The organism is Cupriavidus necator (genome assembly GCF_040578825.1).
GTDB lineage: Bacteria > Pseudomonadota > Gammaproteobacteria > Burkholderiales > Burkholderiaceae > Cupriavidus > Cupriavidus necator_E.
Window position 1 is genome coordinate 21804 of record NZ_JBEFLI010000064.1, and the last position, 21194, is coordinate 42997.

A 21194-nucleotide genomic window follows, 5' to 3' on the forward strand; every position below is an offset into this window, starting at 1 on the left:
GGTTTGGAGGTGCAATTTTTGCGCCAATCCGCAATTTTACCGGATTTTCAACGGGTTCCGGGTCGGGAAATGGCCTCGCTGCGAGGCCGTCCGCGGTACTCAGCGGCTCGGGTTGGCAGGGTCATGTGCGGCAAGCCACACCCTGACCGCCGTCTCGTCGAGGAAATAGTGACAAAGCTCGGTGACATCGGCTTGCAAGGCGGCCGGCGGGCCCGGCATCAGCACGGGCACCAGCTCGCCGAACCGGTCCTGGAGCGCCGGATCGGCATCGACATCGATTTCATGCAGGACGAAAGAAAAATCGCGCCGGAGCGACTCCAGCGCGACCTTCATGTCCTCGCACAGATGGCAGTATGCCCGGCCGTACAGCGTCAGCGCGGGCATACCGTATTCATGCGATCAGCGGGCGGACGTGGCGCCCGGACGCAGCGTCAGCACCTGGGTGGCATCGCCGCGCCGCACGAACACCGCGGCAATCCGGCTCTTGTCCAGGCTGCGCACCAGCTCGTTGAACTGGCGCGCATTGGTTACGTCGGTATCGCCCAGGCGCAGGATGATGTCGCCCGGACGGATGCCGGCACGCATCGCCGGGCCGTCGGCCACTTCGACCTCCACACCGGACTTGAGCTTGAGCTCCTTCAGGCGTGCCTCGGACACGTCGTTGACCACCAGCCCCAGCGCGTTGGGCTTGCCCGCCTGGGCGCTCTCGTCCTTGGGCTTGGCGCTGCTGCTGGCGCGGGCCTTGCCGTCCGGCTCCAGCTCAGTGACGGTAATCGTGACCTCGCGGGTCGCACCCTTGCGCCACAGCTGCAGCGGCACGCGCGTACCCGGCTTGGTATCGCCCACCATGCGCGGCAGGTCAGAAGCGCGTTCGATATCGCGGCCGTTGAACTTCAGGATGATGTCACCGGCTTCAATACCCGCCTTCTCGGCCGGGCCGCCCGGCTCGACACTGCCGACCAGCGCGCCGCGCGCACGGCCCAGGCCCAGCGAATCGGCCACTTCCTTGGTGACATCGCCGATCGCCACGGCAATGCGGCCGCGCGTCACGCGCCCACTGGTCTTGAGCTGCTCGGTCACGCGCAGCGCCTCGTCGATCGGGATCGCGAACGAGATGCCCATGTAGCCGCCGCTGCGGCTGTAGATCTGCGAGTTGATGCCGATCACTTCGCCGCGCAGGTTGATCAGCGGGCCGCCCGAGTTGCCGGGGTTGACCGCCACGTCGGTCTGGATGAACGGCAGGTAGTCGCCGGTATCGCGGCCCTTGGCCGAGACGATGCCGGCGGTCACGCTGTTGTCCAGCCCGAACGGCGAGCCGATCGCCAGCACCCATTCACCAGCGCGGATCTTGTTGGAATCGCCCAGCGGCAGGCGCGGCAGGCCGCTGGCCTCGATCTTCAGCAGCGCCACGTCGGTGCGCTTGTCCGAGCCGATCAGCTTGGCCTTGAACTCGCGCTTGTCCGGCAGGGTCACGTAGATCGTTTCGGCATCGGCCACCACGTGCGCGTTGGTCATCACAAAGCCGTCCTGGCTGATGATGAAGCCGGAGCCCACGCCGCGGCTCTGCTCTTCCTGCTGCGGCGGCTGGCCGCGGCGCGGCGGGGTGCCGGGCGCCGGTGCGCCGGGCATCGGTACGCCGAAGAAGCGCCGGAAGAATTCGGCCATCTCGTCATCGTCGCCGGGCGCGCCGCCGCGCTGGCGCACGCGCTCGGTGGTGCGAATATTGACCACGGCCGGGCTGGCCTTCTCCACCAGGTCGGTGAAATCGGGCAGGTTGTAGTTGGCAGCGGCAGCCTGGGCATGGCTGACTTCGGCCACCGTCGGGCCGAGCACCAGTATGGCGGCCATGACCATGGCCCGCGCCAGGGCTGGAGATCTGAAAGTCATCGACAACTCCCGGGATTCAGGGAAAGAAGAGAAAACCGACTGGATGCGATCCTTTGGCGGGTAACCCTGCACAGGATTCATGGGGCCGGCACCCGCAGGGACGGAAGTCCCGGCGGCGCCGGCTGCACCTGTGTTTTGCTTAGTGTACCGCCTTGGGCGGGCGGTACTCCACGGCCGTCGCAAACTGCCGGACCGTGCTCGCGGGGACCTCGCCCACCACGGTAATCCAGAAATTGGCGATCCGGCGCACCACGACCTGCGTCGCGCCGAGCGCGGCCACGCCTTCGCGGCGCACGCGTTGGTCGGAAACCGGCTCGATAAAGACCGACAGGCCGGTCAGCCCGTCGCTGTAGACGATTTGCAGTACTTCGAAGACCTGGCCCCGGCCGTTGTTCTGCGCGGGCGCGCGCAGCTCGCCCAGCGGGCGGCGGACTTCACGGATCTTCTGGAAGCCCTTCAGCGGCACGGTGATCGACCAGCCCTCGTCGGCGATATTGGTCGGCTGGTAATTCACCTCATAGTGGTTCCAGCTCGCGGAATTCTTGATCGCGCTGAGAATGCGCTGCTTCTCGGACGGCACGCCGATCTGCACCTGCGAGAACGCGACCTGCTCCAGCACCTTGCCGCCGTCACCAATGGTCTGCGCGCGCATCAGCAGGCCGGAATTCTTTTCCGCCCACAGTCGCACCGCATAGCGCGCGGCATCGTGCGGCTCCAGCGCAAAGACCTCGCACTCCATGCCGGCGACCCGCTCGGCGGGCAGCTTGCGCATCTCGTACAGTTCCAGCACATCGTTCTTGTTGGTGGCGAGCAGCGCCGGGAAGCGGTCCTTGGCTTCCTGCTTTTCCACCACCACCAGCTTGGCCTCGGGGATCAGGCTGCGCACCACGTCGTTCTGGCGCAGCACCTCGCGCGGCTTGCCGTCGAGCGTTTCCAGCCGTTCGTATTCGTTGTTGACGATATCGCTGTAATGCTGGATGCGCGACGCATGCATGACGCTGCCGCGCTGATAGATCAGCGTGCCGACATAGTTCTCGCGCTGCGCGGCTTTATGGATCTTGTTGAGCCAGGCGGTGGCGTCGCGTCGGTTCAGCGTATTGTCCGAAGGCTGGGCGGTTGCCGCGGCAGCAGTCAGACACAAGGCCAGAAAAAAGGACCTGCGCACGGCCCTGATCTTCTGGGCGCCCGCTGCACAGGCGGGCGACCATCCTTTATGCATGTCCGGCATTATTCCTGCGTATTTTCCTGAGAGAAGTTTGCACCGTTGGCAACCGTGCGCATGGTCGGCACGACAGCATCCGTTGCCACTGAGGTGCGATGGGCACGCAAGTATTCGTCCAGGCGCGGATCGCGGATCATCTGGGCGTTTTCGGCCGCCACGGTGACGACACCGTTCTGCTGCGCGGGCGCCGTCTGTTCAGCGCGCGCGACCACGGCATCCGGCGTGCCGAGCGTGGCAGGGCCGCGCAGCTGCGGCACGACCACCCAGCTCACCGCCGCCACGGCGGCCGCGATCGCGGTGCCCGGCATCACGCGGCGCACCCACGACGGCCTGACCAGCAGGCGGTGGCGGGCACCGGCGTGGGCCACGGCCGGCACCAGCACGTGCGGCTCGGCTTCCAGGCGCGCGGAGAATCGAGAGAGGAAATCGGCGGTGGAGCCCGCGTGCGTCAGGTCTTCCGAACGCAGCGTATCGCCGATCAACTGGTATGCGGTCCAGTCGGACATGCCGGCCTCGCCTTTCGCGAGACCCAGCACGGCATCGACTTCGTGCGGCGCCAGTTCGCCATCCATCAGTACGGAGATCTGCTCCGCTGCTTCCACTACATGAACCGACTGCTTATGAGCCTGACCCATTTCCCACCCCAAGACATTCCATTGAACACCGATAATCCCGTTACATCTGTCGCTTATCGATGCAGGAATAGGCTGCAACGCTGGCCGCACGACATTCTTCTTTGCTACCGAACTACTACCACCGCTTGCCCTCTGCCGTTCCCAGCAGCGGACGCAATCTTTCGGCAATCGCCTCGCGCGCACGGAAGATCCGCGAACGTACGGTACCGATCGGACATCCCATCGCTTCGGCGATCTCCTCATAGCTGAGGCCCTCGATCTCGCGCAGCGTGATGGCGGTCCGTAATTCCTCGGGCAGTGCCTCCATTGCGCGGTTCACCGTCTCGGCGACCTGACGCGTATGGAGCATCGACTCCGGCGTATTGATATCCCTTAGTTGTTCACCGTCTGCAAAAGTTTCAGCCTCTTCTGCATCGATATCGCTGGACGCTTCCGGGCGGCGACCCTGGGTGGCCAGATAGTTCTTGGCCGTGTTGACGGCGATCCGGTACAGCCACGTGTAGAAGGCCGACTCCCCGCGGAACTGGGGCAAGGCACGATACGCCTTGATAAAGGCATCCTGCGCCACATCCTCGACTTCGGCGGGATCCCTGACCAGACGCGAAATCAGGCGAATGATCTTCCGATGGTATTTGGCCACCAGAAGTTCAAATGCCCGCTTGTCGCCCTGCTGGACGCGTTCAACTAGGAGCTGATCGGCTTCGCGTTCGCTCACGTATGGCTCACCTGCAGTGTATCTCTTGGTTTGGTCGTCACGACAAACGTTGTATTTTACCTACGATTCTCAGCCCGCCCGGTGAAGCAACGCGCCTCCTGTGACCGCGAGCTAACAAAATCGTTCCCTTTCCGGTGTTTCTGGTTGCACCCGCAGTGCAACTCGCGCGGCGCGTTGCAACCGCCGCGCCATCTCGGCCGAGGCTGCCTGCCAGGGTAGAAGAATGGCGCCCGGCATCCCGGGCGCCATGGCAACCAGGCGCAGGGCAGCGGCGCCCCCGGCCTGCCAGCATGCGCTGACCACGGTATCGTGGACAACGCCGGGCCCTTCCAGCCGGACCCGCAGCGGGCCCTTGCCGTCGGCCGCGGCCAGCACGGCCGTACAGCGCCAGTGCAGCGCGGCCCACCAGCGTGGCCAGGCGCGCACCGCGGCGACACCGGCTGTTAGCAGCAACAGCGCCGCGGTGGCATGGCGCCAGGCAAATCCCACCGGACTGCTGGCCACGGCATCGGCCAGCCCCTGCGCAAGCAGCCCCAGTGCGGCCGTTTCGCAGGCGCAAAACACGAACAGGGCCCACCGCAACGGGTGGACCCTGCCCTGGCGCAGCCCTTGAAGGGCCCGCCTCAACCACGGATCAGGCGCGGCGGAAGACAAGCGTGCCGTTGGTGCCGCCGAAACCGAAGTTGTTCTTCACCGCGACATCGATCTTCATCTCGCGCGCCGTGTTGGCGACGTAGTCCAGGTCGCACTCGGGATCCTGGTTGTCGATGTTGATGGTCGGCGGCGAGACCTGGTGGTGCAGCGCCAGCACGGTGAAGACCGATTCCAGCCCGCCGGCACCGCCCAGCAGATGGCCGGTCATCGACTTGGTCGAGTTCACCACCATCTTGTAGGCCTGGTCGCCGAACGCGGCCTTGATCGCATCGGACTCGTTCTTGTCGCCCAGCGGCGTCGAGGTGCCGTGGGCGTTCAGGTAATGCACCTGGTCGCCGTTGATGCCGGCGTCCTTCAGCGCATTGACCATGCAGCGGCGCGGGCCGTCCATGTTCGGGGCGGTCATGTGGTACGCATCGCCGCTCATGCCGAAGCCGATCAGCTCAGCGTAGATGCGCGCGCCACGCGCCTTGGCCGACTCGTACTCTTCCAGCATCATCACGCCGGCACCCTCGCCCAGCACGAAGCCGTCCCGGTCCTTGTCCCACGGGCGCGAAGCGGCCGCCGGATCGTCATTGCGGGTCGACAGCGCGCGGGCCGCGGCGAAGCCGCCGATGCCCAGCGGCGACACGGTCGACTCGGCGCCGCCGGCCAGCATCGCGTCGGCGTCGCCGGCCTGGATCAGGCGCGCGGCCAGGCCGATGCTGTGCAGGCCGGTGGTGCAGGCCGTCACCGCGGCCAGGTTCGGGCCCTTGATGCCGTGGATGATCGACAGGTGCCCGGCGATCATGTTGATGATCGAGCCCGGCACGAAGAACGGCGAGATGCGGCGCGGACCGCGTTCGGTCAGCACGGCGTGGGTATCCTCGATCATCGGCAGGCCGCCGATGCCCGAGCCGACCAGCACGCCGATGCGGTCGGCGTTGGCTTCGGTCACTTCCAGGCCACTGTCCTTCAGGGCCTGCGTACCGGCCGCGATGCCGAAATGGATAAAGGTATCCATATTGCGGGCTTCCTTGGCGGGGATGTAGTCCTCGGCATTGAAACCCTTCACTTCACCGGCGAAGTGCACGGAAAGCGCGGAGTGGTCGAATTTGGTGATGGTGGCGATGCCGGACTTGCCGGCTACCAGGTTGGCCCAGCCTTCGGCAACCGTGTTTCCGACCGGAGACACAAGGCCAAGCCCAGTGACGACGACGCGACGACGGCTCACTATGTTTTCCTACGGGTGTATGAAGCGGGAGCGGAACGGTGGATCAGCCTGGGGCACAGCCAACTGGCCGGGCGGCAAGGCGCGTTCCATTCTGCTTCTTCGAACAGACGAAAGCCACAGAAAACAGCAAGGCAAGGCCGCGACGGCCCGCCCACCTGCCTTCTGTGGCTCGGAATTCAGAGACGACGGGCTTAGGCCTTGACGTGCGCGGTGGCGTAGTCGATAGCCTGTTGCACGGTCGTGATCTTCTCGGCTTCCTCATCGGGAATTTCCATGCCGAATTCATCTTCCAACGCCATCACGAGTTCAACCGTGTCCAGCGAGTCCGCACCGAGGTCGTTCACGAACGAGGATTCGTTCTTGATGTCTGCCTCGGCCACGCCAAGCTGTTCTGCCACGATTTTCTTGACGCGTTGTTCGATATTGTCCATGTAACCCTCCAGGGAAGTTCGACAAAAAGTGGGCGCATTTTAGCAGGTTTGGGACGACAGAAATGCCGCCTGCCAAGCTTTGCAAGAATCGCGCCCGTTTGGTTCGGAAAACTACTACTTCAGGCAGCTTCTTCCGGCTTCTTCTCGGAAATCTACCACCCAAAAACCTATTAATTCATGTACATGCCGCCGTTCACATGCAGCGTGGTGCCGGTGATGTAGGCGGCTTGCGGACCGGCCAGGAAGGCCACCGCATTGGCGATATCTTCCGGCTGGCCCAGGCGGCCCAGCGGAATCTGCTGCTTGAGCGAAGCATGCTGCTCTTCGGACAGCGCCTTGGTCATGTCGGTATCGATAAAGCCCGGCGCGACGCAGTTCACGGTCACGTTGCGGCTGCCGATTTCGGCGGCCAGCGAGCGGGTCATGCCCGCCACGCCCGCCTTGGCGGCCGAGTAGTTCATCTGGCCGGGGTTACCCACCGAGCCGACGACCGAGGTGATATTGATGATACGGCCCTGGCGCGCCTTCATCATCGGGCGCAGCACCGCGCGCGACAGGCGGAACACCGAGGTCAGGTTGGTCTGGATCACCGCCAGCCAGTCCTCGTCCTTCATCCGCATCGCGAGCTGGTCCTGCGTGATGCCGGCATTGTTGACCAGCACGCCGATGCCGCCATGCGTCTTGACGATGTCGTCGATCAGCGCGTCGCAGGCGGCCGCGTCGTTGACGTTCAGCACGGCGCCCTTGCCCTTCAGGCCTTCGCTGCCGAGATAGTCGGTGATGCCGGCCGCGCCGGCTTCGCTGGTGGCGGTGCCGATCACGGTGGCGCCCTGGCGGGCCAGTTCCAGCGCGATGGCGCGGCCGATGCCGCGCGAGGCGCCCGTCACCAGCGCAACCTGGTTTTCAAGAAGTTTGGTCATGCGCAATGTCCTTTCGTGCTTTCGCTTACTTCAGCAGTGCCAGCGTGTCCTGCAGCGAGGCCGGATCGAAGATCGCGCCGCCGGTCAGGTTGCCGTCGATGCGCTTGGTCATGCCGGCCAGCACCTTGCCCGGGCCGCACTCGATCACGTGGGTGACGCCCTCGGCCGCCATCTTCTGCACGCATTCGACCCAGCGCACCGGCGCCGCGGCCTGGCGCACCAGCGCGTCCTTGATCGCATCCGTCTCGTTGACGATGGCCACGTCGACGTTGTTCACCAGCGGGATCGACGGCGCCGAGAATGCCAGGCCCGCCATGCGTTCGCGCAGGCGGTCCGAGGCGGGCTTGAGCAGCGAGGAGTGGAACGGCGCCGATACCGGCAGCGGCAGCGCGCGCTTGGCGCCCTTGGCCTTGGCGATTTCGCAGGCCTTCCCGACCGCGCCCTTGTGGCCGGCGATCACCACCTGCGACGGCGCGTTGAAGTTCACCGCCTCGACCACGCCGGCCGACGATGCCTCGGCGCAAGCGGCGCGCACATCGTCGTCGGACAGGCCCAGGATCGCGGCCATGCCGCCCTCGCCCACCGGCACGGCTTCCTGCATGGCCTGCGCGCGGAAGCGCACCAGCGGCACCGCGTCGGCGAACGGGATCACGCCCGCGGCCACCAGGGCCGAGTACTCGCCCAGGCTGTGGCCGGCAACCAGTGCCGGGGCCGGGCCGCCGGCGTCGAGCCAGGCGCGGTAGACCGCCACGGCGGCGGTCAGCATCACCGGCTGCGTGTTGGTGGTGAGGTTCAGCTCTTCGGCAGGGCCTTCGGCGATCAGGCGGCCGAGGTCCTGGCCGAGCGCGGCCGAGGCTTCTTCCACGGTGGCACGCACCACGGCGTTATCCGCAAAGGCATTGAGCATGCCGACCGACTGCGAGCCCTGGCCGGGAAATACGAAAGCGAATTTCATTGGATTGAAACCCTAATAAGAAACGGTAGCCGGCGCCTCGAGAAGTTGCACATGCCGGGCTTCAGCCCGCACGCGCTGGCGCCGGCCGCATATTACATGCGCAGCAGCACCGCACCCCAGGTGAAGCCGCCGCCGACGCCTTCCATCAGCACGGTCTGGCCCGGGCGGATGCGGCCATCGCGCACCGCGACGTCCAGCGCCAGCGGGATCGACGCGGCCGAGGTGTTGCCGTGCTCGTGCACGGTCGCGACCATGCGCTCGGCCGGCAGACCCAGCTTCTTCGCGGTGCCCTGCATGATGCGGATATTGGCCTGGTGCGGGATCAGCCAGTCGACCTGTTCCGACGACATGGCCGCAGCCTCCAGCGCTTCGCGCGCGACCTTGTCGAGCACGGTGACGGCAAGCTTGAACACGGCCTGGCCATCCATGCGCAGGAAAGCGTTGCCGGTGATGTTGCCGCCCGAGACATTGCCCGGCACGCACAGGATGTCGACATGGCTGCCATCGGAATGCATGGCGCTCGACAGGATGCCGGGCTCGTCGGACGCGCTCAGCACCACCGCGCCGGCGCCGTCGCCGAACAGCACGCAGGTCGTGCGGTCGTTGAAGTCCAGGATGCGCGAGAACACCTCGGTGCCGATCACCAGCACGTTGCGGTGCGAGCCGCTGCGGATGAACTTGTCGGCCGTGGCCAGCGCGTAGACGAAGCCCGAGCACACCGCCTGCAGGTCGAACGCCGCGCAGTTGTTGGTGATGCCGAGCTTTTCCTGCACGATGCAGGCCGTGCTGGGGAACACAAAGTCCGGGGTCGACGTGGCGACGATGATCAGGTCGATGCTCTGGCGGTCGATGCCGGCAGCCTCGAGGGCCTGCTCGGCAGCCTTGACCGCGAGGTCGCTGCTGGTCACTTCGGGCTCGGCCCAGTGGCGCGCCGAGATGCCGCTGCGCGAGACGATCCACTCGTCGCTGGTCTCGATGCCCTTCTCGGCAAGCTGCGCCGCCAGCTCATGGTTGGTCACGCGCCGCGGAGGCAGGTAGCTCCCGGTACCGATGATTTTTGCGTACTTGGTCATGTAGTGTCGGATCGTATGGCTCGCAGCACCCTCGCAGCCGGCGCGTGGCGCTCAGGCGACGTGGGTGCTGGGATGCGCGCTCGGCGCCTCTGTCTCCGGGGCGGTCTGGGCAGCGCCGGCGGCGCTCGATTTATCGGCGAAGGCCCGTGCGATGCGGGGGATCACGCCATTCTTGGCGGCATCATACCCGCGTTTGATGGCCCACTCAAAAGAATGGGCATCGGCCGAACCGTGGCTCTTGATCACCAGCCCGCGCAGCCCCAGCAGCGACGCGCCGTTGTAGCGCGCCGGGTCGAGCCGCTTGGCCAGCCGCGACAGCACCGGCATCGCCACGGCCGCGAGCAGCTTGGTGAACCACGAGCGGGTGAATTCTTCCTTGATCATGCTGCCGATCATCTTGGCCAGGCCCTCGGTGCTCTTGAGCGCCACATTGCCGACGAAGCCGTCGCAGACCACGATATCGGTAGTGCCCTTGAAGATGTCGTTGCCTTCCACGTTGCCGTAGAAGTTCAGCTCCGAGGCGCGCAGCAGTTCACCCGCGCGCTTGACCACCTCGTTGCCCTTGATGACTTCCTCGCCGATGTTCAGCAGGCCCACGGTCGGGTGTTCCTTGTGGTCCACCACGGCCACCATGGCCTCGGCCATGCGCGCGAACTGCAGCAGGTGTTCAGGCTCGCAGTCGGCGTTGGCGCCCAGATCCAGCACGGTGGTGCCCCAGCCCTGCTGGTTCGGGATGGTGGTGGCGATGGCCGGCCGCTCGATGCCTTCGAGCGTCTTCAGCACATAGCGCGACACCGCCATCAGCGCGCCGGTATTGCCGGCGGAGATGCAGGCGCCGGCCAGGCCTTGCTTGACCTGGGTGACGGCCACGCGCATCGAAGAGTCCTTCTTCTTGCGCAGCGCCACCTCGACCGGGTCATCCATGGAGATGACCTCGGTGGCTTCGACGATGCTCACGCGCGGATGGTCCAGCGCGTGCAGCTTTTTCAGCTGCGCCCGGATGGCGTCTGGCAAACCGACCAGCACCATCTCGGCATCGTCATGGCGGGAAAGAAAACTGATCGCCGCGGGCACCGTCACGGACACGCCGTGATCGCCGCCCATGCAGTCGATAGCGATTTTGATCGTCATTGTTCCTGGTACGGATAGCGCAGAGGCGCGCGCCACGCCCGGCGGTAATCCCGAGCGCCCAACAAAAAAGCGGCAACGATCTTGCCGCTTTTTTGTGTCTGACCGTTTCTTGTCCGACCTACAAGCATGCGCGAGCGAGACGCAATGTCACGCCGAGCGAAGCTGTCAGTCGTTCTTGGTCTTGATGACCTTGCGGCCACGGTAGTAGCCGTTCGGGCTCACGTGGTGGCGCAGGTGGGTTTCGCCGGTGGTCGGCTCAACTGCCAGCGGCGCGGCCGACAGGTGATCGTGCGAACGGTGCATGCCGCGCTTGGACGGCGACTTCTTGTTCTGTTGAACAGCCATGATGACTCCTTCGAGAATTTTTCAATATTAACACACGCATCCCGCCCAAGGCGTAGCCGGGGCCCGGCCGGATGCTTCAGATTCACCTGCAAGGCCTTGCCCGTGCCGCCAGCGGCATCAGTGCCTGGTCTTCAGGCCGGCCAGCGCCGCAAAGGGCGACGGCCGCTTTTCTTCCTCAGGTTCAGCCTCTGGCTGAACCTCGCCGTCCGTGCCGGTCACGAGGCTTTCGTGCACCGTCGGGCAGGCGTCATGCTTGGGTGCCACCGGCAGCGCCAGCAGCACTTCATCTTCAATCAGTTCCAGCAGCGAGAACCGCTTCGAGCCGGCGATCACGTCGACTTCGTCGTCGTCCATCGGCGCGGCCTCGGCCGCTTCCTCGCTTTCCACCACCTCGAAGCGCGTGGCCGTGTCGATCGGCTCGGCATAGGGGTCCAGGCAGCGCTGGCACTCCAGCCACATGCGGCCCTGCACGGTCACATCGAGGAACAGCCGCTGCGCCACCGGGGCGCCGGGCTCGGCCGCTTCCTCGCGCACGAAGCCGGTGGCCGTATAGGCAAACGTCTCATCGGGTGCCGAGGCTGGCGCTTGCGCGGCCGTCTCGGCTAAGATGCGCGGCAATTCCCGCACCGCCAATTCGCCGGCCAGGCTTTCGCCCTTCCGGCAGAACGCGAAGAGGTCGAGCGCGCGCAATTCAACAGGCTGGTTCGGCTGGGTCATGTGCGTGGCTCCGGTCGCAATGCAATGACTGGTTCGCCACATCCCACACCTGTCGGACTACGGGCCGCGCACTTCGGCGGCACTGCGCCCGGGTGCGGATGCGGCAAAACGCGCGATTATACGACGTAAACCTTGCCGAGGTCAAAGGTCTTGCCATCCCGATCTGCCTCGTTTTCTGTTCCGCTTCAATCACTTATGTCCCAAGACTCCCGTCCCAAGCTGATCCTCGGCTCCGGCTCGCCTTACCGGCGCGAGCTGCTGGCGCGGCTGCGCATTCCGTTCGAAGTAGCCGTGCCCGATATCGACGAAACCCCGCTCTTTGGCGAAGCCCCGGAGGCGACCGCGCTGCGGCTGTCGCAGCGCAAGGCCGAGGCCATTGCCGTGCGCCACCCGGGCGCGCTGGTGATCGGCTCCGACCAGGTGCTGACGCTGGACGGCGAGCAGATGGGCAAGCCCGGCACGCATGACAAGGCCGTGGCGCAGCTACGCCGCATGCGCGGGCGCACCGCCACCTTCCATTCGTCGCTGTGCCTGCTGGATGCGCGCACCGGCGCCGTGCAGCTTGCCGACGTGCAGACCCGCGTGACCATGCGCGACCTGAGCGACGCCGAGATCGAGGCGTATCTGCAGCTCGAACAGCCCTATGACGTGGCCGGCAGCGCCAAGTCCGAGGGACTGGGCATCACGCTGCTGGAACGCGTGGAGTCGGACGACCCCACCGCGCTGGTCGGCCTGCCGCTGATCGCGCTGACCGGCATGCTGCGCCAGGCCCGCTATCCCTTGCTTTCTGTATAAGACGGGGAGCGAACCATGAGCGGCATCCTCTACCTGATTCCCAATACCCTCGGCAAGCGCGACGAAGCCGACCCGCTGGCTGACGTGATCCCCGCCGGCGTGCAGCAAATCGCGGCCCGGCTCGATTACCTGGTCGCCGAGAACGCCAAGACCGCGCGCGCCTTCCTGAAAAAGCTGGGCGAAACCGCACCGCTGGCGCGTCCGATCCAGCAGATCGAGATCCGCGAGCTCAATGTCAATACGCGCGCCGACGCGCTTGCCGAACTGCTCGCGCCGATCCAGGCCGGGCGCGACGGCGGCCTGCTGTCCGAGGCCGGCGTGCCCGCCGTGGCCGATCCCGGCGCGGAGCTGGTGCGCCTGGCCCATGCGCGCGGCATCAAGGTGCGGCCGCTGGTCGGGCCCAGTTCGATCCTGCTGGCGGTGATGGGCTCCGGGCTGAACGGCCAGAGCTTTGCCTTCAACGGCTATCTGCCGGTGGATGCCGGCGAGCGCGCGCAGCGGCTGCGCGAGCTGGAACAACGTTCGCGCAAGTCCAGCCAGACTCAGGTGTTCATTGAAACGCCGTACCGCAATGCCGCGCTGCTGGAAGCCATGCGCCAGCATTGCGCGGGGACCACGCTGTTGTCGGTGGCGGTGGATCTGACGTTGCCGGGGGAGACGATTGTTACGTTGCCGTTGTCGGGGTGGCGGGTGGATCGGCTCGACCTGCACAAGCGGCCGGCGATTTTCTCCATGCTGGCTGCCTGAAAGCGGTCGGGCATACCGACGGGCTGGACTTCGTTGATGCTCCGGCCCTCACCCCCGGGCCCTCTCCCGCTGCGCGGGAGAGGGCCCGCCTGGATTGGCGGCTTCGTCCTGCGCGGTAGGAACGCAACGGCGTTACAGCGTCAGTGCATCCCCTGCATGCGCGTACTCCACAACATCGCCTTCATCGCCGCGGTGCCCACGGCCGCGCCGAAGCGTTTGGCCACGCGCTCGGCGATATTCTCCTTGACCGTGTAGTCGACGATATCCTCTGCCTTGAGCACATCGCGCGCGACGGTATCGGCGGTGCCCAGCGCATCGGCCAGTCCCAGCTCGATGCTGCGCTCGCCCGACCAGAACAGGCCCGAGAACAGGTCCGGATCATTCTTGAGCCGGTCGCCGCGGCCTTCCTTCACCACATCGATGAACTGCTGGTGGATTTCCTTGAGCATGGTTTCGGCATAGGCCTTTTGCCTCGGCACCTGCGGCGAGAACGGGTCGAGCATGCCCTTGTTGGCGCCCGAGGTGTACAGCCGGCGCTCCACGCCCAGCTTGTCCATCAGCCCGGTAAATCCAAAGCCGTCCATCAGCACGCCGATCGAGCCGATGATGCTCGCCTTGTCGACATAGATCTTGTCCGCAGCCGCGGCGACGTAATAGCCGCCCGAGGCGCAGATTTCTTCCACCACCACATAGAACGGCTTGGACGGATAGAGCGCGCGCAGCCGGCGGATCTCGTCGTTGATGATGCCGGCCTGCACCGGCGAGCCGCCCGGCGAGTTGATCTTCAGGATCACCCCGGCTGCATTGCTGTCGGCAAAGGCGGCCTGCAGCGAGGCATTGATCGACTCGGCGCCGGCCGGCGTGCCCGCGGCGATCTCGCCTTCGAGCGTGACCATCGCGGTATGGCGGCCCGAGGTGCTGATGGCGCCATCGCCCTTGAAGTCGAACAGCGCGATAAAGATCAGTGCCAGCAGCCCGAGGCCGACGAAGCGGAAGAAGATGCGCCAGCGCCGCGCCGCGCGCTGTTCGCGCAGCGTGGCCATCAGCACTTTTTCCAGCACATCGCGCTCCCAGCCGGCGCCGCCGCCTACCGGCGCGCCGGTCGCGGCGCCGGCGATGCGCGCCTTGCGTTCGCGCGCTTCGCGCCGCGCGGCATCGTCGCCGGCGCGCAGCTCGTCTTCGAGCGGGTATTCGGCGCGCGGTGCGGTCACCAGGCGCTCGGATTCCGGCGGTTGCGCGTCGTCGCCAGGCCGCCTTGCCGCCTTGCGGTCGTCCGGCCGACCCGGTTCACCTGACTCGTCGCCAACTGGCGGCTTCTGCTCTTCTGTCATGCAATCGCTCGTGAAAGGCTTCGAAATGCCGGGGCGGCCTAGCCGCCCGTGCGCTCAGCGATCCGGTACGGTGCCTCGGGCACCCAGTAGACCTCGCCGTCGCGCTCTTCGATGCGCAGCTTGGCCAGCGTCGCGCCGCGGCAGGGGCCGCCGACGCACTCGCCGCTGTCCGGCGCATAGACCGCGCCATGCGTAGCGCACATCAAGTATAGGCCCGAGGCATCGAAGAACCGGCCTTCCTGCCAGTCCAGCTCCATCGGTACATGGGCGCACCGGTTCAGGTAGCCGTGCGCGGCGCCGTCGAAACGCACCACGAAGGCGCCGATCTCGCGGTTATCCAGCGCCACCGCAAAGCGCACGCCAAGGCCGCCCTCTTCCAGTTCCGCGGCGGCGCACAGCCGCACCGGGGTCTGGCCCGATGCTGTCCCGGCTTGCGCCACTGCCTCAGGCATGGGCCAGCAGCCAGTCGGTCAGGTCGGCGATCGAGGTGGCGCAGTGCACCGGCGCCATCGCGCGCAGCGAATCGCCCGGATGTGCGCCGTAGCAGACGCCGATGCCGGCGGCGCCGGCGTTGACCGCCATCTGCAGATCATGGGTGGTGTCGCCGATCATCACCGTGCGGTCCATGTCCTGGCCCAGTTCCCGGGTCAGTTCCTGCAGCATCGCGGGGTGCGGCTTGGAGAAGGTCTCGTCGGCGCAGCGCGTGGCATCGAACAGGCGGGTCAGGCCGCTAGTGGCCAGCGCGCGCTGCAGGCCGACGCGGGTCTTGCCGGTGGCCACGCCGAGGAAATAGTGCTCGCCACGCAGGGTCTCGAGCATCTCGCGCACGCCGTCGAACAGCACCAGGTCGGCGTCGCGGGTCAGGAAGTGGTAGCGGTAACGCTCGGCCAGGCGCGGGTAGTCGGCCGGGTCGAGCGTCGGCACGGCATAGGACAGGGCGTCCTTCAGGCCCAGGCCGATCACGTGGCTGGCGGCGCTGTCATCCGGCACCGGCAGGCCCAGGTCGCGGCTGGCGAGCTGGATGCACTTGGCGATGGTCGGGGTCGAATCCATCAGCGTCCCGTCCCAGTCAAAAACGATCAGGTCAAATTGTTGCCTGGCCATGGTAATCCTTGTGTTGTTTCAAGCACACCCTACTCCGGGGCATGCAGGTGACGCAATTGTTGCAGGAATCCGACGCATTCGTCGGGCAGCGGCGCCTCCACAGCCACCGGCTCGCCCGTTGCCGGATGGAGGAACACCAGCCGGTGCGCGTGCAGGAACATCCGCTTGATGCCGGGGTTGGCCCCGGATCGCGCCAGCGACTTGTTCAGCGAGAAGTCGCCATATTTCTCGTCGCCGACGATCGGGAAGCCCGAATGGGCGAGGTGAACCCGGATCTGATGGGTGCGGCCGGTCTTTAGTTCAGCTTCCAGCAAGGTGAACCCCGGAAACGCCTCCACCCGGTTGAAGACCGTATGCGAGGCAAGCCCGTCGGCCTGCACCCGCACGCGCCGTTCGCCGTCCGGCGTGCTGTATTTATATAGAGGCAGCTTCACATGCTGGCGCGCGTTGGGGAATTCGCCGGCGACGCAGGCGAAATATCGCTTGTCCATCGCATTGCCGCGAATCTGCTCGTGCAGGTGGACCAGCGCCGACCGCTTCTTCGCCAGCACCAGGATGCCGGAGGTTTCGCGGTCGAGCCGGTGCACCAGTTCCAGGAACTTCGCCTGCGGCCGCGCCTGGCGCAACTGTTCGATCACGCCGAAGGCAACGCCCGAGCCGCCATGCACTGCCACGCCGGCAGGCTTGTTGACCACCAGCAAGTGGGCATCCTCGAACAGCACCGGAAATTCGCTGGCCGGTACATGGGACTTGTCTGATTGTGCCGACGCCGCCACCCGCATGGGCGGGATGCGCACCACATCACCCGACTGCAGCCGATAAGTTGCGTCGATCCGCCCCTTATTGACGCGAACCTCGCCCGAACGCAGCACCCGGTAGATGTGGCTCTTGGGTACGCCCTTGGCGACCTTCAGCAGGAAGTTGTCAATACGCTGGCCTTCGGAGCCTTCGTCAATCGTGACATACGCCACCTGTGGGCTTGCCGGTGCGGCCTCGGCAACCTTTTCAATTTGATGGCGTAACTCATTCATTTTCAATATAATTTCCTCGCTGCTCCGGCCTGGGGCCGGCAGCGCAAGACCTGTGTAAGCGATTTATCTGCGTTTTTTCGTTCGATTTTTCGCATTCTACACTTGGGGTTGCCGCCAACCCCGCCCGTCTCCCGCTTCTTTATCCCGCTTTCGCGTGATCCGCGAGCGCCAGACAGGCAAATGGCAGTAAAAGCAGCACGCACGGTGCCGCCGGCACGCAGGAAGCCGCCCATAGGAGGCTTCGGCGCGGCAGGCGGTGACGTGGGAACAGAGTGTTCAGGTAAAACAGAATTTAAAGGCGGATGCCCCTGCCGGCATCTGCTTCGGTGAGAGAAGTCCCGCCCGCACCGGGAAACGGTGCCGGCCGGCAGGCCAGCCTGCCGCCTGACTGGAAATACCGGCGCCCGGTCGCAGAACTCCAAGAAGTAGTAGGTGCGCCCGCCAGGAGATGTCAGGCAGCAACGGCGGCAATGCCGTGTCCGAAAAATTTGCTCTTTGACGCGTCTAGGCCTTCCGCGGCCGGCCGCGATGCCGCCGGCGCCGGTTGCGCCGGCGTACCGCATCGCCTCCGGCACGGGAACGCGCCGGATGTCTCTCGCAAGAGCAGCCGCCGGCGTTCTCTCCTGCCCCGCGGACGTTACCCCGACGTCATCGCCTCTCTTTCACCCGCGCCCAGCCGCCCGCATTTCCCGCGAAGCGGCGCTTTCCGGCAATTCTCGCGCCTCGCTCGCTCCCTCGCGTGCTCCATGGATCGCCGCGGACACCGCCCAGACGGTGCCACCCGCGACACTGGAGTGAGGTATTGCGATGAAACGCATGCTGTTCAACGCGACGCAACAGGAGGAATTGCGCGTCGCCATCGTCGACGGTCAGAAACTGATCGATATCGACATCGAGACTGCCGGGCGCGAACAGCGCAAGGGCAACATCTACAAGGGTGTCATCACCCGCATCGAACCGTCGCTGGAAGCCTGCTTCGTCAACTACGGCGAAGAGCGCCACGGCTTCCTGCCGTTCAAGGAAGTGGCCCGCGCCTTCTTCAAGGAAGGCATCGACGTGCGCAATGCGCGCATCCAGGATGCCCTGCACGAAGGCCAGGAACTGATCGTCCAGGTCGAGAAGGAAGAGCGCGGCAACAAGGGCGCGGCGCTGACCACCTTTATCTCGCTGGCCGGCCGCTACCTGGTGCTGATGCCCAACAACCCGCGCGGCGGCGGCGTGTCGCGCCGCATCGAGGGCGAGGACCGCCAGGAGCTGCGCGAGACCATGTCGCAGCTGACCGTGCCGGACGGCATGAGCATCATCGCCCGTACCGCGGGCATCGGCCGCTCGGCCGAGGAACTGCAGTGGGACCTGAACTACCTGCTGCAACTGTGGAAGGCCATCGACGGCGCCGCCGGCGACAACAAGGCCCCGCTGCTGATCTACCTGGAATCGAGCCTGGTCATCCGCGCCATCCGCGACTACTTCCAGCCGGATATCGGCGAGATCCTGATCGACACCGACGAGATCTACGAACAGGCCCGCGCCTTCATGAGCGTGGTGATGCCTGACAACATGAACCGCGTGAAGAAGTACCGGGACGACGTGCCGCTCTTCTCGCGCTTCCAGATCGAACACCAGATCGAGTCGGCCTACTCGCGCATGGTGATGCTGCCCTCGGGCGGCGCCATCGTGATCGACCACACCGAGGCGCTGGTCTCCGTGGACGTGAACTCGGCCCGCGCCACCAAGGGCGCCGACATCGAGGAAACCGCGCTGCGCACCAACCTCGAGGCCGCCGACGAGATCGCCCGCCAGCTGCGCCTGCGCGACCTGGGCGGCCTGATCGTGATCGACTTTATCGACATGGAGTCGGGCAAGGCCCAGAAGGACGTGGAAACGCGCCTGAAGGATGCGCTGCGCCACGACCGCGCCCGCGTGCAGATGGGCAAGATCAGCCGCTTCGGCCTGATGGAACTGTCGCGCCAGCGCCTGCGTCCGTCGCTGTCGGAGGGCTCGCACATCACTTGCCCCCGCTGCAACGGCACCGGCCATATCCGCGATACCGAATCGTCCGCCCTGCAGGTGCTGCGCATCATCCAGGAAGAGGCGATGAAGGAAAACACCGCCGCGATCCACTGCCAGGTGCCGGTGGAAGTGGCCGCCTTCCTGCTGAACGAGAAGCGCCAGGAAATCAACCTGATCGAGCTGCGCTTCAAGGTCAACGTGCTGCTGATCCCCAACAAGCACCTGGAAACGCCGCACTACAAGCTGGAGCGCCTGCGCCACGACGACCCGCGCCTGGAAGAAAGCACCGCCAGCTACCGCATGGCCGAGGCTGCCGCCAAGGAACTGGAAGCCGACACCAGCTACAGCAGCCGCCGCAAGGAAGAAGCCAAGCCGCGCCAGGAAGCCGCGGTCAAGGGCATCACCCCGGAACAACCGGCCCCGGTGTCGGTGCCGCGCCCCGAGCGCGCACCCAAGCCCGAAACCCCGGCCGCCCCGCCCGTGCCGGCCACCCAGCCGGTGGTCAGCGGCGGCTTTATCGCTTGGCTGAAGGGCCTGTTTGGCGCCCGCCCGGCGACCCCGCCGGTGGTGGTGGAGCCGGCCAAGCCAGTCGCGGCCGCTGAAGCCCGTGGCGCCGAGGGGCGCCGCGAGCGCGGCCAGCGCGGCGAAGGCCGTGGCCAGCGTGGTGAACGCGCAGAGCGCGGCGAACGTGCCGAGCGCGGTGAGCGCGCCGAGCGTGGGGAGCGCACCGAACGCACCGAACGCGCCGAGCGTGGCGAGCGCCAGGGCCGCGGCCAGCGTGAGCGCGGCGAGCGTGTCGAGCGCGCCGAACGTGCCGAGCGCCAGGGTGGCGAACGCGGCGAGCAGCGCGAAGGCCGTGGCGAACGCCCGGGCCGCCAGCCGCGCCAGCAAGGTGAAGGCCAGGCCACGCCGGCCGTGGCCCGCCAGACCGAGGCCGTGCAGGCCGAGCGTGCCCAGGGCGAACGCGCCGAGGCGCGCCAGGAAGGCCGCCGCGATCGCAGCCAGGAACGCCGTGAACGCCAGCGTGATCGCCAGCGCGAACGCAGCGATCTGCGCGAAGCCGAAGCCGGCGAAGCGCCGCAGCCGGAAGCCGTAGCCGCCGCGCAGGCGCTGGGCGTGCTGCCGCAAGCCTTCGCCGAAGAGCCGCAGGCCGTACAGGCCGAGCTGCCGGAAGGCGCTGAAGGCGTGGCCGAAACCGCTGCGGAAGGTGAAGAGCGCCGCCGCCGCAACCGCCGTGGCCGCAACCGCTATCGCCGCGAACGCGACGAGTCGGCGCAAGGCGCACAGGGTGAGGGCGAAGTGGCGCAGGAAGGTGCTGACGAGGGCTTTGCCCCGGTGAGCGCCGAGGCTGCACCGCAGGCCGAACCGCAAGTTGCCGCACCCCAGGCCGAGCCGGCACCGCAGGTTGCGGTCGTGGCCGCTGCCGCCGAGCCCGTCGAAGCGATCCGCATCGCCGTGCCCGAAGGCGTGAGCCCGGCGCCGGTGGCCGAGCCTGCCCCACTGGCCGCCCCGGTCGCCGAGCAGGCTGCACCGGCAACCGCCGCCGCCGTCACGGAAGCCATTGCCGCCGAAGCCGCGGTCGAACCGGCCCTCAGCACCGCCGTCGAAACCGCACCGGCCGTGGCCGCCGTGGCAGAGCCGGTGGCAGCCCCGGCACCTGCCGCCGAGCCGGTCCAGGCCTATGCCCCGGCTCCGGCCGTGGTGGCGGCCCCGGTTGCACCGGCCGCCGCCCCGGTGGCGCTGGAAAACCTCGAGCCGATGCTGGCTACCGCCGGCCTGCAATGGGTCCACACCGACAGCGACAAGCTGCGCTCAGCCCAGGAAGCCGCCGCCCGCATCGCGCCGGCGCCTCGTGTGCCGCGCGAGCGCAAGCCGCTGCCGCCGCTGCCGCAAGGCCCGATGATTCTGGTCGAGACGGGTGGGCGTGAAGTGGAGATGTCGCAAAAGTAAGCGCAACGCCCCGGACCCTGAAAGGGGAGCGCGGTGTTGGGTGCACCCAAGCCGCCCGAACTAGCCTAAGCAAGGTGTTCTCCCTCTCCCCTCAGGGGAGAGGGACCGGGATGAGGGGTGGGTTAGCAAGGAGCCACATCAAGCAGGGCCAACTGTTTTAACCCACATTGACCCTCCTGCCCTCACCCCCGCCCCTCTCCCGCGAGCGGGAGAGGGGAGCAAACCAGCGGCGGGCGTACTCTGCCAGCAAATACCAAGGGACGGCTTCGCCGTCCCTTTTTTCATGCCCGCGCAATTCCCTTCCCGGCTACCGCCAACAAGGGAATAC

Annotated in this window: 21 protein-coding genes; 3 read left to right on the forward strand and 18 right to left on the reverse strand. The window is 66.4% G+C overall.

Translation table 11 applies throughout. The features are described 5' to 3' along the window. Positions 1 to 99 precede the first annotated feature (99 nt). The 14 genes from AB1I47_RS25720 to AB1I47_RS25785 all read right to left on the reverse strand — a co-directional run bounded on the left by AB1I47_RS25720 (position 100) and on the right by AB1I47_RS25785 (position 11898). Positions 100 to 384, reverse strand: a complete 285-nt coding sequence (locus tag AB1I47_RS25720) for a glutaredoxin family protein (RefSeq protein ID WP_354686531.1) — start codon at positions 382 to 384, stop codon at positions 100 to 102. Positions 385 to 399: 15 nt separating this feature from the next. Continuing rightward, the gene (locus tag AB1I47_RS25725; protein WP_354686532.1) at positions 400 to 1887 is read right to left on the reverse strand and encodes a DegQ family serine endoprotease; all 1488 of its coding nucleotides are present in this window, start codon (positions 1885 to 1887) and stop codon (positions 400 to 402) included. Positions 1888 to 2026: 139 nt separating this feature from the next. Then, positions 2027 to 3106: a MucB/RseB C-terminal domain-containing protein gene (locus tag AB1I47_RS25730; RefSeq protein ID WP_354686533.1), complete on the reverse strand. Its 1080-nt coding sequence runs from the start codon at positions 3104 to 3106 to the stop codon at positions 2027 to 2029. Positions 3107 to 3114: 8 nt separating this feature from the next. Then, complete coding sequence (locus AB1I47_RS25735) at positions 3115 to 3744, reverse strand: sigma-E factor negative regulatory protein (RefSeq protein ID WP_354686534.1); 630 nt, start codon at positions 3742 to 3744, stop codon at positions 3115 to 3117. Between the two features lie 115 nt (positions 3745 to 3859). Continuing rightward, entirely contained in the window at positions 3860 to 4459 is a 600-nt protein-coding gene (gene rpoE / locus AB1I47_RS25740) for an RNA polymerase sigma factor RpoE (protein ID WP_354686535.1), read from the reverse strand. 111 nt (positions 4460 to 4570) lie between these two features. Next, the gene (locus tag AB1I47_RS25745; RefSeq protein ID WP_354686536.1) at positions 4571 to 5113 is read right to left on the reverse strand and encodes a hypothetical protein; all 543 of its coding nucleotides are present in this window, start codon (positions 5111 to 5113) and stop codon (positions 4571 to 4573) included. After that, positions 5094 to 6326, reverse strand: a complete 1233-nt coding sequence (gene fabF / locus AB1I47_RS25750; RefSeq protein WP_354686537.1) for a beta-ketoacyl-ACP synthase II — start codon at positions 6324 to 6326, stop codon at positions 5094 to 5096. Before fabF ends, AB1I47_RS25745 begins: the two co-directional genes overlap by 20 nt. A 191-nt stretch (positions 6327 to 6517) precedes the next feature. Beyond that, on the reverse strand, positions 6518 to 6757 hold the full coding sequence (gene acpP / locus AB1I47_RS25755; protein WP_008644813.1) for an acyl carrier protein: 240 nt from the start codon (positions 6755 to 6757) through the stop codon (positions 6518 to 6520). Between the two features lie 170 nt (positions 6758 to 6927). Beyond that, positions 6928 to 7677, reverse strand: coding sequence for a 3-oxoacyl-ACP reductase FabG (gene fabG / locus AB1I47_RS25760; protein ID WP_354686538.1), 750 nt, complete (start codon positions 7675 to 7677; stop codon positions 6928 to 6930). A 25-nt stretch (positions 7678 to 7702) separates the two neighbouring features. After that, positions 7703 to 8632 carry an ACP S-malonyltransferase gene (fabD, locus tag AB1I47_RS25765; protein WP_354686539.1) on the reverse strand — a complete coding sequence of 310 codons (930 nt, stop codon included), beginning with the start codon at positions 8630 to 8632 and terminating at the stop codon, positions 7703 to 7705. 92 nt (positions 8633 to 8724) lie between these two features. Next, positions 8725 to 9705, reverse strand: coding sequence for a beta-ketoacyl-ACP synthase III (locus AB1I47_RS25770; RefSeq protein WP_354686540.1), 981 nt, complete (start codon positions 9703 to 9705; stop codon positions 8725 to 8727). A gap of 51 nt (positions 9706 to 9756) precedes the next feature. Further along, positions 9757 to 10836: a phosphate acyltransferase PlsX gene (gene plsX / locus AB1I47_RS25775; protein ID WP_354686541.1), complete on the reverse strand. Its 1080-nt coding sequence runs from the start codon at positions 10834 to 10836 to the stop codon at positions 9757 to 9759. Between the two features lie 165 nt (positions 10837 to 11001). Further along, complete coding sequence (gene rpmF, locus AB1I47_RS25780) at positions 11002 to 11181, reverse strand: 50S ribosomal protein L32 (RefSeq protein ID WP_010814675.1); 180 nt, start codon at positions 11179 to 11181, stop codon at positions 11002 to 11004. 117 nt (positions 11182 to 11298) lie between these two features. After that, positions 11299 to 11898 (reverse strand): DUF177 domain-containing protein, encoded by a 600-nt coding sequence (locus AB1I47_RS25785; RefSeq protein WP_354686542.1) that lies wholly within the window; start codon positions 11896 to 11898, stop codon positions 11299 to 11301. A gap of 195 nt (positions 11899 to 12093) precedes the next feature. Here AB1I47_RS25785 and AB1I47_RS25790 point away from each other — a divergent pair, with 195 nt between their 5' ends. Both AB1I47_RS25790 and AB1I47_RS25795 read left to right on the forward strand, forming a co-directional pair. Next, on the forward strand, positions 12094 to 12693 hold the full coding sequence (locus AB1I47_RS25790) for a Maf-like protein (protein ID WP_354686543.1): 600 nt from the start codon (positions 12094 to 12096) through the stop codon (positions 12691 to 12693). Between the two features lie 15 nt (positions 12694 to 12708). Then, a complete protein-coding gene (locus tag AB1I47_RS25795; protein ID WP_354686544.1) occupies positions 12709 to 13440 on the forward strand; it encodes an SAM-dependent methyltransferase in 732 nt (243 codons plus the stop codon). A gap of 140 nt (positions 13441 to 13580) precedes the next feature. On the opposite strand, the gene AB1I47_RS25800 is transcribed toward AB1I47_RS25795, so the two are convergent. From AB1I47_RS25800 to AB1I47_RS25815, 4 genes are read right to left on the reverse strand one after another with little or no spacing between them, the layout of a single operon-like run. Then, positions 13581 to 14771, reverse strand: a complete 1191-nt coding sequence (locus AB1I47_RS25800; RefSeq protein ID WP_354686545.1) for a S49 family peptidase — start codon at positions 14769 to 14771, stop codon at positions 13581 to 13583. Between the two features lie 38 nt (positions 14772 to 14809). Next, positions 14810 to 15223: a Rieske (2Fe-2S) protein gene (locus tag AB1I47_RS25805; protein ID WP_354686546.1), complete on the reverse strand. Its 414-nt coding sequence runs from the start codon at positions 15221 to 15223 to the stop codon at positions 14810 to 14812. Further along, entirely contained in the window at positions 15216 to 15875 is a 660-nt protein-coding gene (locus AB1I47_RS25810; RefSeq protein ID WP_354686547.1) for an HAD-IA family hydrolase, read from the reverse strand. Before AB1I47_RS25810 ends, AB1I47_RS25805 begins: the two co-directional genes overlap by 8 nt. Before the next feature lie 29 nt (positions 15876 to 15904). Beyond that, positions 15905 to 16906, reverse strand: coding sequence for an RluA family pseudouridine synthase (locus AB1I47_RS25815; protein ID WP_354686549.1), 1002 nt, complete (start codon positions 16904 to 16906; stop codon positions 15905 to 15907). 807 nt (positions 16907 to 17713) lie between these two features. On the opposite strand from AB1I47_RS25815, the gene AB1I47_RS25820 reads away from it, so the two are divergent. After that, positions 17714 to 20866, forward strand: coding sequence for an Rne/Rng family ribonuclease (locus AB1I47_RS25820; protein ID WP_354686548.1), 3153 nt, complete (start codon positions 17714 to 17716; stop codon positions 20864 to 20866). Positions 20867 to 21194: the final 328 nt, after the last annotated feature.

Coding starts and splice junctions, on each gene's coding strand:
- AB1I47_RS25805 (WP_354686546.1), bottom strand. CDS start 15,223: ATGCCTGAGGCAGTGGCGCAAGCCGGGACAGCATCGGGCCAGACCCCG.
- AB1I47_RS25810 (WP_354686547.1), bottom strand. CDS start 15,875: ATGGCCAGGCAACAATTTGACCTGATCGTTTTTGACTGGGACGGGACG.
- AB1I47_RS25785 (WP_354686542.1), bottom strand. CDS start 11,898: ATGACCCAGCCGAACCAGCCTGTTGAATTGCGCGCGCTCGACCTCTTC.
- AB1I47_RS25790 (WP_354686543.1), top strand. CDS start 12,094: ATGTCCCAAGACTCCCGTCCCAAGCTGATCCTCGGCTCCGGCTCGCCT.
- acpP (WP_008644813.1), bottom strand. CDS start 6,757: ATGGACAATATCGAACAACGCGTCAAGAAAATCGTGGCAGAACAGCTT.
- AB1I47_RS25735 (WP_354686534.1), bottom strand. CDS start 3,744: ATGGGTCAGGCTCATAAGCAGTCGGTTCATGTAGTGGAAGCAGCGGAG.
- rpmF (WP_010814675.1), bottom strand. CDS start 11,181: ATGGCTGTTCAACAGAACAAGAAGTCGCCGTCCAAGCGCGGCATGCAC.
- AB1I47_RS25730 (WP_354686533.1), bottom strand. CDS start 3,106: ATGCATAAAGGATGGTCGCCCGCCTGTGCAGCGGGCGCCCAGAAGATC.
- fabD (WP_354686539.1), bottom strand. CDS start 8,632: ATGAAATTCGCTTTCGTATTTCCCGGCCAGGGCTCGCAGTCGGTCGGC.
- AB1I47_RS25820 (WP_354686548.1), top strand. CDS start 17,714: ATGAAACGCATGCTGTTCAACGCGACGCAACAGGAGGAATTGCGCGTC.
- AB1I47_RS25725 (WP_354686532.1), bottom strand. CDS start 1,887: ATGACTTTCAGATCTCCAGCCCTGGCGCGGGCCATGGTCATGGCCGCC.
- AB1I47_RS25770 (WP_354686540.1), bottom strand. CDS start 9,705: ATGACCAAGTACGCAAAAATCATCGGTACCGGGAGCTACCTGCCTCCG.
- fabG (WP_354686538.1), bottom strand. CDS start 7,677: ATGACCAAACTTCTTGAAAACCAGGTTGCGCTGGTGACGGGCGCCTCG.
- plsX (WP_354686541.1), bottom strand. CDS start 10,836: ATGACGATCAAAATCGCTATCGACTGCATGGGCGGCGATCACGGCGTG.
- AB1I47_RS25720 (WP_354686531.1), bottom strand. CDS start 384: ATGCCCGCGCTGACGCTGTACGGCCGGGCATACTGCCATCTGTGCGAG.
- AB1I47_RS25795 (WP_354686544.1), top strand. CDS start 12,709: ATGAGCGGCATCCTCTACCTGATTCCCAATACCCTCGGCAAGCGCGAC.
- AB1I47_RS25800 (WP_354686545.1), bottom strand. CDS start 14,771: ATGACAGAAGAGCAGAAGCCGCCAGTTGGCGACGAGTCAGGTGAACCG.
- AB1I47_RS25815 (WP_354686549.1), bottom strand. CDS start 16,906: ATGAATGAGTTACGCCATCAAATTGAAAAGGTTGCCGAGGCCGCACCG.